The sequence below is a fragment of the Streptomyces sp. NPDC101152 genome (genome assembly GCF_044768275.1).
Classification (GTDB): domain Bacteria; phylum Actinomycetota; class Actinomycetes; order Streptomycetales; family Streptomycetaceae; genus Streptomyces.
Map to the genome: position 1 here is coordinate 28,469 of NZ_JBIWPO010000058.1, position 11,225 is coordinate 39,693.

The following is an 11,225-nucleotide window of genomic DNA, read 5'->3' on the forward strand; positions in this document are numbered from 1 at the left end:
AGGTCGCCATGAGCAAGCCGACGAAGTACGTGTACACGTTCGCCGAGGGCGACCGGGACATGGCCGACCTGCTCGGCGGCAAGGGCGCCGGGCTCGCCGAGATGACGCGGATCGGGCTGCCCGTCCCGCCCGGATTCACCGTGACCACGGAAGCCTGCAGGGCCTACCTGGCCACGGGCGAGGAGCCGCCCGAGCTCGGCATCGAGGCGGCACAGGCACTGGCCGGACTGGAGCGCGCCATGGGCCGCACCCTCGGCGCACCCGACGACCCCCTGCTGGTGTCGGTGCGATCGGGCGCCCGCTTCTCGATGCCCGGCATGATGGAGACCATCCTCGACATCGGCCTCAACGACCGGTCGGTCATCGGGCTCGCCAAGGCGTCCGGGCAGGACAGGTTCGCGTGGGACTCCTACCGCCGCCTTATCCAGATGTTCGGCCACACCGTGATGGGCGTGGACGGCGACCTGTTCGAGCAGGCCCTCGCCGCGCACACGGCACACGACGACGACCTCGACGCCGGCGAACTCGCCCGGTTGACCGAGGAGTTCAAGGCGATCATCCGCAAGGAGACCGGCGAGGACTTCCCGCAGGACCCCGCCGAGCAGCTCTCCCGCGCCATCCGCGCCGTCTTCGACTCCTGGAACACCGAGCGCGCCCGCGTCTACCGTCACCGCGAACACATCCCCGAGGACCTCGGTACCGCCGTCAACGTGCAGGCCATGGTCTTCGGCAACCTGGGCTCCACTGTGACGTCCGAGAACAGCGGCACCGGTGTCGCGTTCACCCGCGACCCGGCCACCGGCGAACGCGGCAGGTACGGCGACTACCTGCCCGACGCCCAGGGGGAGGACGTCGTCGCCGGCGTGCGCGACGCGCTGCCGTTGAGCGAACTCAAGACGCTCGACCCGCGTTCCTACGTCGAGCTCGGCGACCATCTGCGCGCCCTGGAGAACCACTACCGCGACCTGTGCGACGTCGAGTTCACCGTGGAGCGCGGCAAACTGTGGATCCTGCAGACCCGCATCGGCAAGCGCACCGCCGAGGCCGCCTTCCGCATCGCCCACGACCTGCGCGAGGAACGGACGATCACCGCCGACGAAGCCCTGATCCGCGTCGACGGCGCGGAACTGACCCGGCTGATGTTCCCCCGCTTCGACGCACAGGCCGCCGGCCGGCCCCTCGCCCACGGCGTGCCCGCCTCGCCGGGCGCCGCCGTGGGAGCCGCAGTCTTCGACTCCGCCGAGGCGGTACGCCGCGCCGCCACCGGCGAGCAGGTCGTCCTGGTTCGCCGCGAGACCACACCGGACGACCTGCCCGGCATGATCGCCGCACAGGCCGTGCTGACCAGCCGGGGCGGCAAGACCAGCCACGCCGCCGTGGTGGCCCGAGGCATGGGCAAGGTGTGCGTGTGCGGTGCCGAGGCCCTCGCCGTCGACCCGGCCGCACGCCGGTTCACGACAGACACGGGAGTCGTCGTCCGCGAGGGCGACACCATCTCCGTCGACGGCACCGCCGGCACCGTCCACCTCGGCGAACTGCCGCTCACCCCGTCCGACGTCGGCCGCGCACTGGAGTCCGGCGCCGCCACCGGCCCGCTCACCGAAGCCGTGCTGGGCGCGCTGACCCACGCCGACGCGGTACGGCGCCTGGAGGTGCGGGCCAACGCCGACACCCCCGAGGACGCCGTACGCGCTCGTGCACTCGGCGCGCAGGGCATCGGCCTGTGCCGTACCGAACACATGTTCCTCGGTGAGCGCCGGGCGCTGGTCGAGGCGATGATCCTGGCCCGCGACGACACCGCCCGCGAGCAGGCCCTGGCCGCTCTGCTGCCGTTGCAGCGCGAGGACTTCACCGGCATCCTCGCCGCGATGGACGCGCTTCCCGTGACCATCCGGCTGATCGACCCGCCGCTGCACGAGTTCCTGCCCGACCGCACCGAGCTGGCCGTCCGGATCGCCCGCACCGGGCACCCTGACCCGCACGACGTCGAACTGCTCGCCGCCGTCGAGCGCATGCACGAGCAGAACCCCATGCTGGGCCTGCGCGGCGTGCGCCTGGGCCTCGCCGTGCCCGGGCTGATGGCCATGCAGGTCCGGGCGATCGCGGAGGCGGTGGTACGGCGGCTGCGGGACGGCGGCACACCCCGCGCCGAGATCATGATCCCGCTCGTCGGCACGGTCGAGGAACTCCGCCTGGCACGCGCCGAGACGGAACGCGTCCTCGCGGAGGTCACCGCCGAGACCGGCGTCCAACTGGACTGCCCGATCGGCACGATGATCGAGCTGCCCCGCGCCGCGCTCGTCGCCGGACACATCGCCACGGCGGCCGACTTCTTCTCCTTCGGCACCAACGACCTCACCCAGACCACCTGGGGCCTGTCGAGGGACGACGCGGAGGCATCCTTCTTCCCGCTCTACCTGGACAAGGGCATCTTCCAGGTCTCGCCCTTCGACTCGATCGACCAGGAGGGCGTCGGACGGCTCGTGGAACTGGCCTTGAAGGCCGGCCGCACGGTCAACCCCCGGCTGGAGACGGGCGTGTGCGGCGAGCACGGCGGCGACCCCGCCTCGATCCACTTCTTCCACCGGGTGGGACTGGACTACGTCTCCTGCTCGCCCTTCCGGATCCCGGCCGCCCGCCTGGAGGCAGGACGCGCGGCGCTGACGGAGACCACCGGGGCGAGCGACAGCAGGTGAGAGCCCCCGGGGGCGGTGACTGAGCTCGCCGCGCCCGGCGCCCATACGGCCGCGGACGCGCTCGTCACTGTGGCGGGCGTCCGCGAGGGCGCAGGGCCGGTGCGGCTGCCGGACATGAACCTTCGGCGACACGGGCCACGGTCAGGTGCTGGCAGACGATCCCTTCCAGCACCCACCGCAGGCCAGGACACGACAGCTTGGACCGGGACTCTGCCGCCGAACGGTTCGTGCGCCAACCGTCGGGTCGAGTGCTGCAGCGAACCGCCCCTCGCTGGGCGCCGCGTCAGGGCCGCCCCTGGTCCCGGACGGGCACGCTCAGGAGGAACCGGGCCCCACCGGGGACGACGGTGAGCGAGTCGCCATGCGCGTGGGCCACCCGGTCGGCGATGGACAGCCCGAGGCCACTGGAACCGGAACCGCTGTGGCAGCGTTCGAACAGGGACTTCGCCTGGCATGGCGGTATGCCGGGGCCCGCGTCGTCGACCGTGACGGTGCCGGGGCACTGGCCAAGATCGAAGGTAGAGTCCGGCTTACCTCCCGGTCCGTCGACCTCGTCACACTTTGAAGCTCCGGGTCGACGTGGCCGTGAGCCTGCGGCCAGGTGGCGTCGCGCCGCTGGCCGACTCTTCCCGTGCCGCCCGCCTGTCGCGCGTTCGGCGCCGCACGACTGCGACGGTCCCCCGCGAGACGGTGGCAAAGGCCACGAGTGGCAGGAGCAGGTAGAAGACGAAGAGCTTGCGGAGGTCGTCGAGGAAGTACCAGATCGACGCGGTCGCACTGAACCAGAACGCGACCAGCGAGCCGACGCCGCGCTCCTGGCTGCGTAGCGCGCTGGCGAGGCACAAGAGAGCGGTCAACGCCAGCAGGGCAGCGACGGCGACGGACGAGTGGCTCCAGCCGAACTCGGCGCGCCGCAGCTGGGAGTTGACCGCCACGGCCTCGGCCACCGGCCCCCAGCCCACCGCGCAGGACAGGCGTGCCGACCACGGCAGCGTCAGCACACCCAGCGCGGCCACCGCGAGGGCGACCTGGCCGAAGTGGGCGGTGTCCACCAGGTGGCCACGGGCGCACAGCACCGAGAGCAGGCATCCGAGCAGAGCCAGAGCGCTGTCGGCTGAAGGCCGAAATGAGGGTCGGAACTTGTCCCGGAGAGCCGTTCGGCCGCCGGACGGCGTTCCCTCGAGCGGAGGCGGAGGCGGTGGCGGAGGCGTGGTGGCCTGGGCTGTCGGTATGGAGGACTGTGCCAGGGCGTCGGCTAGGGCCGCGCGCATCTGTCCCGCGTCGGCGAAGCGTTCCGCCGGGTCCTTGCGCAAGGCGCGCAGGAGCACCGCCTCCACCACCGGTGGTGTCTGCGGTCGGAGCCGGAGGACCGGCTCGGGTTCGGCGTACAGGTGCTGGTGCATGACGGCGAAGGGCGAGTCGCCACGAAACGGGGTCTGGCCGGTCAGCAGTTCGTGCAGCAGGCACCCCATCGCGTACAGATCGGCCCGGTGGTCGATGTCCGCACCGCTGATCTGCTCGGGTGAGAGGTAAGCGGGGGTGCCTATGGCCGCGCCGCTGCCCGTGATGCGGGTGGCGGCCTCGGCGAACGCTTTGGCGATGCCGAAGTCGAGGACTTTCACTGCGCCGGGTCCGGTGAGCATGATGTTCGAGGGCTTGACGTCCCTGTGCACGATGCCGCGTTCGTGGCTGTGCCCCAGTGCGTCCAACACCGCGCACGCAGTGTTGATCGCCTCCGCGACGGGCAGCGGCCCGTCTCGCAGCACCTCGGCGAGGGTGACCCCCTGCACGTACTCCATGACAAGGTAGGGCCGCGGCCCGTCCGGGTGGGGCTCCTCGCCGACGTCGTGGATGGTGGCCACCGCCGGATGGTTCAGCGCGGCTGCCGCGTGGGCCTCGCGCCGGAAGCGGGCTCGCGACTGCGGGTCGTGAGCCAACTGTGAGGAGAGCAGCTTGACGGCCACGGTGCGGCGCAGTTGCCGGTCCACCCCACGATGGACGGTTCCCATGCCACCCTGCCCGAGCTTCTCGACCAGCTCGTAGCGGCCGCTGAGGACTGTTTCGCCTCCCACACACGCCTCCCGTCATTCGGACCGTGGAGTAGCTTACGGCGCGACGTCGGCGGACCGATCACCACCGCCGCAGACCGGCGAATCGCCGAGCAAGCGCGGACAGGCGGGCCGCCGAGCTCCCGTAGCCGTTCCGTCTGGGCCTGGGACGCGGCGGTTCCAGGCGAGGAGTCAGGCAGACACTCCGCACAGCCGGATCGCGTTGGTGAAGGCAACGCCTGACGGGCACCCATATGCCTTCCGCGATCCCGGGCAGACCCGCGGACGTGGCGGTGATCAGGAGCACCAGCGTGGTGCCTGCGGTGACGAGCACGGCCAGGCCCGAGGCCAAAACGCGCAGTGCGACGGGAACCGGCCCACCAGGACCTTGCCGTTGAGCTGCCCGGTGGCGACCACGCCGAGTGAGTTGAGGCCGAAGAGCAGGCTGTATGTCTGTGGGGAGGCGCCGTAGATCTCCTGGATGCTGAAGAAGGAGCCGGCGCAGTAGGCGAACAGGGCGGCGAAGCCGAGGCTGCCAGTGAGCAAGTAACCGGTGAAGGAGCGGTCGCGCACCAGATCACGCACAGTACGCAGGGGCGCCGGGAGCTCGCCGTGCCGCCGGTCCGGAGGCGGCGGGGTCTCGGACAGCAGGGCGGCGGTGTCCGACAGAATGACCAGACTCAGAAGCGTGAGAGTGACGAACACGCCGCGCCAGGATGTCAGCCGCAGCAGTTGGGCGCCGAGCACGGGCGCGAGGATCGGCGCGGTGCCGGAGACCAGCAGCACGAGGACAGCAGACGAGCGGCGCCGAGGTCCTCGTACAGGTCGCGCACCACGGCCCGCGCGATGACGATGCCGGCCGCTCCCGGCAGCTCCTGGACCAACCGCATGCCGATGACCACCGCCGGATCCGGGGCGAGGGCTCGCGGGGCGCCCGCCATGACATACAGCGACTGGCGGGCGATTCCCTCGGGGTAAGTCCTGTCGCCGGGGATCGTGTAACTGCGCGGCAGCGGTTCTACGGGGGAGGAGGGCGCGTTACTTGACGTATCTCCGTACAGGAACAGGACGGGTGCGTTGGCAAGAGAAGTCATCAACGAGCGCAGGCGATGAGCTGAGGGGGTCCGTGGGCCGCGCGAACCGCCCCGGATCCGCGCGGCGCGGACGGCGCACGCCGAGGGTGTTCAGTTGCCGGCCGGGAAGAGCGACCGGTTGGCGATGTCGATGATGAACGGGCCGACGTGGGCCGGTACTTGTCGACGATCGCCTTCTTGTACGCGTCACCGTCGTCACCAAGGAGTTCGCGGGCATCGGCGAGGTAGCGGCGCACGTCCTCGTAGACCTCTGGGCCGGTGGGCTGGCCGCGGTGACGAGATGACCTTCTCGTGCCTCTCCTCACCTCGGAGCCACTCGATGCCTCTCCCGCTGTACCTGCTTGCCATGGCGGTCTTCGCCATGGGCACCTCGGAGTTCATGCTCGCCGGCCTCTTGCCGGACATCGCCTCGGATTTCGACGTCGGGGCAGCAGGCGTGCTCACCTCGGCCTTCGCGATCGGCATGATCGTCGGCGCACCCCTGGTGGCCGCGCTTGCCCGCAACTGGCCCAGGCGCCCGGCCCTTCTCGGGTTCGTCCTCGTTTTCGCGGCAGCTCACGCCTTGGGCGCCGTCACCACGAGCTTCCCCATCCTGTTCGCTACCCGAGTCGTCGCAGCACTCGCGAACGCGGGCTTCCTCGCTGTCGCCCTGACGGCTGCGGCCGCGCTGGTCTCACCCGACAGGAAGGGACGCGCACTGGCCGTCCTGCTGTCGGGCACGACGGTGGCCACGATCGCCGGTGTCCCCGCTGGGTCAGTGCTCGGCACGGCACTCGGCTGGCGGGCCACCTTCTGGGCAGTCGCCGCTCTCTGCCTGCCTGCCGCTCTCGGCATCCTGAAAGGCATCCCCGCAGGACGTGACGACGACGAGGCGACCGGCGGGCCGGCGTTGCGAGCGGAGCTCACCCAGCTCGCCCGGGCGCGACTGACCCTGGTGATGCTGCTCGGCGCGCTGGTGAACGCGGCAACCTTCGGCAGCCCCACCTTCCTCGCCCCCGTGGTGACCGACAGCGCCGGGCTGGGCGAGTTGTGGATCTCTATCGCTCTGGTGCTCTTCGGTGCCGGTTCCTTCGTGGGCGTCACCGTCGCCGGACGGCCGTCCGACCGAAGTCCCGGCCCGGTCATCGCGGTCGCCGGTCCGGTGCTGCTCATCGGCTGGCCCACTCTGGCGGTGCTTGCCAACGAGCCGGCCGCCCTGTTCACCCTCGTGTTCGTGCAGGGCGCGCTGTCGTTCGCGCTGGGCAGCACGCTGATCACACGGGTCCTCTACGAGGCCGCGGGAGCCCCCACGATGGCTGGCTCGTATGCGACGGCGGCGCTGAACGTGGGCGCCACCGTCGGCCCCGTCGTCGCTGCAGCCACGCTCGGCACCGAAGCAGGGGCCCTCGGACCGCTCTGGACAAGCGGGCTTCTCGTCGCGGTCGCGCTGCTCATCGCATTCCCCCTCCTCACCGTCATCACGGCCGGCCGGAGCACGGAGGTGCTGCGGTGACACATGCGAACGCACCGTTGAACATCGAGGACGCCGAGGGCTTGTGGAGCGCTGCCGCACCCGTCCGATCGCGCACGTCGCCGCCGAGGCTGGTGTCTCCCGCGCCTGCCTGTCCAAGTGGAAGAACCGGTACGACACTCACGGCGAAGCCGGGCTGCAGGACCGTCCGAGCGTCCCGCGGTCTTCACCGATCCCGTTCCCGCCCGATGTCGTCGAACGGATCGAGCAGCTGCGGCGGGACGACAAGTGGTCCGCCCGCCGGATCACCCTTGAACTCGCGAGCCAAGGCGTGCGGATCAGCGAACGCACGGTAGGCCGGTGGCTGGCGCGCCTGGGCATCAACCAGCGCCGCTTCCTCGACCCCGACCGCTCGACCAACAGGCGTCCGTCGAAACGGATCGTGGCCGGCTACCCGGGCCGCATGGTCCATCTGGACGTCAAGAAGGTCGGGCGTATCCCCGACGCGGCGGGTGGCGGGCCCATGGACGCGGCTCCGAACAGGCCAGGGCGGCACAGCGCGCAAAGACCGGTGGGGCCAAGGGCGGGTACGTCTCCCTGCACTCTGCCGTCGACGGATCCTCCCGCCTGGCCTATACCGAGCCCCTTGCCGACGAAAGGGCCGCCACCACCGTGGCGTTCCTCAGCCGGGCCCGCGCTTTCTTCGCCGCCCACGGCATCCACCGGGTCGTGCGTGTGGTCACCGACAACGGCGCGAACTACCGCGCCGCGGTCTTCGAGCGCGCCCTCATCCCGTGGGCCTCCCGCCATCAGCGGACCAAGCCGTACACGCCCCGCCACAACGGCAAGGCCGAGCGCTACCAGCGCATCCTCGCTGAAGAACTCCTGTATGCCAGGCACTGGTCCTCTGAAGCAGAACGGGCGCGGGTGATCGCAGTCTGGAACGTCCACTACAACTACCACCGGCCTCACACCGCCGCCAGTAACCGTCCTCCGGTCTCACGCCTCCACGTGGGTGTCACCAACGTCATGGCCAGCAACACCTAGGACGGCGCCGGTGGGCGCGGGGTACACCAGCAGATGGGCGACGCCGACGGGACGTGAAGCAGCAGCGTGTGGCCCGGCAGGCCATCCAGGTGGACGGCCATCGCCTGCGGGGAACGCGCCACATCCTCGGCCCGTTGCACGTCCCTTTGTCCTCGACCTTGAATGGGAGAGGAAACCGTCCGGAGCCGTCGAACTCGTCACGGAAAGCCGGTGCCGGGTCGGTGAAGGTTCCGGCGGGCAAGGTCGCCGTCGTACGGGAGCCGCACGGGGAGTGAGCCGGGGTGGCGGCGGGCGCAGGCGCAGTGATGAGGGTCACTATCAGGCGTTTTGTGACAAAGGCTGCAAATCCCAGTGAATCCTTTGCTTCGGTCAGGCATTCGGTCATCGTCGTGAGGGTCCGTCCGTGTCATCCCGAGATGGCCAGCCATGCCAGGAGTAAGAACAGAATGCAGAACTCCAGTTCCGTCCGTCTGCTGCGCCGTGCGGCCCTCGGCTGCGCGGTGGCCGTCTCGCTCACCCTGGCCGGTGCCGGTACGAGCGCAAGCGCCGCAACCGGCGCCGGCGCGCAGGCCGTCCCTGCCGGCGCCCCGAGCGCTTCGATCGCCCACAGTGCGGCGACGTACGGCCGGACCGTGGCACTCACCTTCGACGACGGCCCGGGGCCGTTCACCGGTCAGGTACTGGACCTGCTCGCCCAGTACCACGTACAGGCGACGTTCTGCCAGATAGGCAACCAGGCCGCCGTGAACCCCGCCCTGGTCAAGCGCATCCTCGCCGCCGGCCACCGGCTGTGCGACCACACCGTGGACCACCCCCAGCCGATGCGTACCCTCCCGCACGCCACGCAGGTCCACGAGATCACCGCGGCCAAGGAAATGATCATCAAGGCCGGCGGGCCGGGCACCCAGATCAGGTGGTTCCGTGCCCCCGGCGGCGACTTCAGCCCCGAAAACCGCCGGATAGCCGTGCAGGACGGTCTACGCCCGCTGGGCTGGACCGTCGACCCCCGTGACTGGTCGCGCCCGGGTGCCGCCTCGATCGTCGCCACCGTGAAACGGGAACTGCGCCCCGGCGGCATCGTCCTCATGCACGACGGCGGCGGCGACCGCAGCCAGACCGTGGCGGCCCTGCGCGAACTGCTCCCCTGGATGACCCGGCAGGGCTACAGGTTCAGCCTTCCCGCAAGCTGACGCAGCGGCTTCACTCCGACACACCCGGGGCCCGACGAGGTCTTCACGGGTAGGGAAAGGGGCAGTCGCTCGACGTGTGGTGCCCTTGCGCCGACACTCGCCCTGCGGTCGTCCTTGCGGATCGCGCCTACTCTTCTCGCGCCATCCGTGGCACCTCCGTCGTCGTGGCATCCGCGCGGCCATTCCGCAGCCCGCCGACCAGATCGGCCATCAACTGCGGCGATGTCGCGCCGGAGGCCGCCCGCCCGGTTCTGACGCTGAGACATACACGGCGCGCAATACCGTCGAGCGGTGCATCGCCCGACTCAAGCAGTGGCCGGCCTCGCCGTGCGGACGGACAAGCTCGCCATCGCTCACCAGGCCGCGCTCCACCCTGCTGCCATCCTCATCTGGACCCGGCGCTGAGCAAGGCGCCCGAAGGGTTCGTTCGTCAGGTCGGCCCGTGGACGATGAGCCGGTTTCGTTCTCCGTCAAAGATGCCGGCCAGGACGTCGGCCTCCTGCCGGTGCCCGTCGAAGAGGCCCCGCTGGTCGACGTGCAGGATCAGGACGTCGTGGCTGTCGATCACCTCGGAGATGCCCCAGGTCTCGATTGTGTCCGACCACGCGTCCAGGCTCCGGCCGAACCACTCCGGCAGCCCGCACGGCTCGCTCACAGCGTCCCAGAAGCCGTCGAGTGTCTCGATCAGCCGACCCCGCAGGTCAACGATCAGCTCGCTGTCCCCCTGGAGCAGGCCGTCGGCACTGACGTAGAGTGCGGCCGCGACTGTGGACTCCCTCGTCACAGGCGCGCAGCCAACCCTTGGGGCCGATCCTCTGGATGTCAGAGTTCACAACCTGCCACCAAACACGCACGCACCCCGCGCTGGCAGACTGAACCCATGGCAGGGACTCTGTACGCTCAGACAGTCGGCGATCCCTCGAACCCGGCTCTGATCCTCCTCCACGGCGGTGGCGCGGCGTCCCGCATGTGGAAGAAACAGCTGGCCGGCCTGTGCGAGCAGTATCACGTCATCGCCCCGGACCTGCCCGGGTTCGGCAGGTCCCCGGGACCGTTCTCGCTCCATGCGTGCGCCGCCGCGGTCGCCGACCTGATCGGCAAGTCCCAGCCGGTCCACCTGTGCGGCATGTCATTGGGAGCCCTTGTCGCCGCGCAGGTCGCCGCCGACCACCCCGCGAGGGTCAGCCGCCTGGTCCTGCAAGGCGCCTCGATCCGCCCAGCCGAGCGCGGTCGACGTGCCATCCGCTTCTATCGCTCCCGCCCCGGCTGGTGGTACATGAAAGCCGTCTCCGATCTCCACGACCGCCCGACCCTCCTGGCCATGGTCGACGCAGCAGAGGAGGCCGACATCGCCGATCTCCTTCCTCGTATCGCCGCCCCGACGCTCATCCTGTGCGGTGCGCGCGACAAGGAGTGCCTGCCGGACGCGCAACTCCTGGTCGACGCCATCCCACGCGCGTACCTCGTCGTCGTTCCCCATACCGGACACGGGATGCCGATGACGGCTGCCAAGGTGTTCAACACGATCGTCGATGGCTTCCTCGCCGACGCGTCCCCCCATGAACGGCTCACGTAGCCGCGGCGACAACTCCATGCGGTAGGTGTCTGCCCCGTTACCTTTCTCGTGGCCCCGCAAAAGGGGCGCCTGGCCCCCGGGTCCGGTATGGCTGTTTGCCCCCTGTCGAACGGATGACCTGGGG

The 11,225-nt window shown here is 70.3% G+C and carries 9 protein-coding genes and 3 pseudogenes; 6 read left to right on the forward strand and 6 right to left on the reverse strand.

Annotated elements, in window-relative coordinates:
- The first annotated feature begins 8 nt into the window (after positions 1 to 8).
- A complete protein-coding gene (gene ppdK / locus ACIRVK_RS39450; protein WP_404255969.1) occupies positions 9 to 2,696 on the forward strand; it encodes a pyruvate, phosphate dikinase in 2,688 nt (895 codons plus the stop codon).
- A gap of 283 nt (positions 2,697 to 2,979) precedes the next feature.
- Here the strand turns inward: ppdK and ACIRVK_RS39455 are convergent, their stop codons facing one another.
- The 5 genes and pseudogenes from ACIRVK_RS39455 to ACIRVK_RS39475 form a co-directional block, all read right to left on the reverse strand.
- Complete coding sequence (locus ACIRVK_RS39455; protein WP_404255985.1) at positions 2,980 to 3,297, reverse strand: ATP-binding protein; 318 nt, start codon at positions 3,295 to 3,297, stop codon at positions 2,980 to 2,982.
- Positions 3,251 to 4,768 carry a protein kinase gene (locus ACIRVK_RS39460; RefSeq protein ID WP_404255971.1) on the reverse strand — a complete coding sequence of 506 codons (1,518 nt, stop codon included), beginning with the start codon at positions 4,766 to 4,768 and terminating at the stop codon, positions 3,251 to 3,253. Before ACIRVK_RS39460 ends, ACIRVK_RS39455 begins: the two co-directional genes overlap by 47 nt.
- A gap of 273 nt (positions 4,769 to 5,041) precedes the next feature.
- Positions 5,042 to 5,530, reverse strand: coding sequence for an MFS transporter (locus tag ACIRVK_RS39465; protein WP_404255973.1), 489 nt, complete (start codon positions 5,528 to 5,530; stop codon positions 5,042 to 5,044).
- Positions 5,464 to 5,838 carry a hypothetical protein gene (locus ACIRVK_RS39470; RefSeq protein ID WP_404255975.1) on the reverse strand — a complete coding sequence of 125 codons (375 nt, stop codon included), beginning with the start codon at positions 5,836 to 5,838 and terminating at the stop codon, positions 5,464 to 5,466. The genes ACIRVK_RS39465 and ACIRVK_RS39470 overlap by 67 nt, the downstream gene beginning before the upstream one ends.
- A gap of 90 nt (positions 5,839 to 5,928) precedes the next feature.
- Positions 5,929 to 6,107, reverse strand: a pseudogene (locus ACIRVK_RS39475) (MBL fold metallo-hydrolase); the annotation flags it as partial.
- A gap of 50 nt (positions 6,108 to 6,157) precedes the next feature.
- On the opposite strand from ACIRVK_RS39475, the gene ACIRVK_RS39480 reads away from it, so the two are divergent.
- From ACIRVK_RS39480 to ACIRVK_RS39495, 4 genes and pseudogenes are all read left to right on the forward strand, one after another.
- Complete coding sequence (locus ACIRVK_RS39480; RefSeq protein ID WP_404255977.1) at positions 6,158 to 7,330, forward strand: Cmx/CmrA family chloramphenicol efflux MFS transporter; 1,173 nt, start codon at positions 6,158 to 6,160, stop codon at positions 7,328 to 7,330.
- Positions 7,327 to 8,335: pseudogene (locus ACIRVK_RS39485) on the forward strand (IS481 family transposase). The gene ACIRVK_RS39480 and the pseudogene ACIRVK_RS39485 overlap by 4 nt, the downstream one beginning before the upstream one ends.
- Before the next feature lie 446 nt (positions 8,336 to 8,781).
- Positions 8,782 to 9,525, forward strand: coding sequence for a polysaccharide deacetylase family protein (locus ACIRVK_RS39490; protein ID WP_404255979.1), 744 nt, complete (start codon positions 8,782 to 8,784; stop codon positions 9,523 to 9,525).
- Positions 9,526 to 9,620: 95 nt separating this feature from the next.
- Positions 9,621 to 9,930: pseudogene (locus ACIRVK_RS39495) on the forward strand (transposase); the annotation flags it as partial.
- Positions 9,931 to 9,955: 25 nt separating this feature from the next.
- On the opposite strand, the gene ACIRVK_RS39500 reads toward ACIRVK_RS39495, so the two are convergent.
- Positions 9,956 to 10,258, reverse strand: a complete 303-nt coding sequence (locus ACIRVK_RS39500; RefSeq protein ID WP_404255987.1) for a barstar family protein — start codon at positions 10,256 to 10,258, stop codon at positions 9,956 to 9,958.
- Positions 10,259 to 10,405: 147 nt separating this feature from the next.
- On the opposite strand from ACIRVK_RS39500, the gene ACIRVK_RS39505 reads away from it, so the two are divergent.
- Positions 10,406 to 11,101, forward strand: a complete 696-nt coding sequence (locus ACIRVK_RS39505) for an alpha/beta fold hydrolase (RefSeq protein ID WP_404255981.1) — start codon at positions 10,406 to 10,408, stop codon at positions 11,099 to 11,101.
- The last annotated feature ends 124 nt before the right edge of the window (positions 11,102 to 11,225 follow it).

What these genes read in the sequence shown, in the direction of transcription:
- ACIRVK_RS39490 (WP_404255979.1), top strand. Translation starts at nt 8,782, where the DNA reads ATGCAGAACTCCAGTTCCGTCCGTCTGCTGCGCCGTGCGGCCCTCGGC.
- ACIRVK_RS39505 (WP_404255981.1), top strand. Translation starts at nt 10,406, where the DNA reads ATGGCAGGGACTCTGTACGCTCAGACAGTCGGCGATCCCTCGAACCCG.
- ACIRVK_RS39470 (WP_404255975.1), bottom strand. Translation starts at nt 5,838, where the DNA reads ATGACTTCTCTTGCCAACGCACCCGTCCTGTTCCTGTACGGAGATACG.
- ppdK (WP_404255969.1), top strand. Translation starts at nt 9, where the DNA reads ATGAGCAAGCCGACGAAGTACGTGTACACGTTCGCCGAGGGCGACCGG.
- ACIRVK_RS39480 (WP_404255977.1), top strand. Translation starts at nt 6,158, where the DNA reads ATGCCTCTCCCGCTGTACCTGCTTGCCATGGCGGTCTTCGCCATGGGC.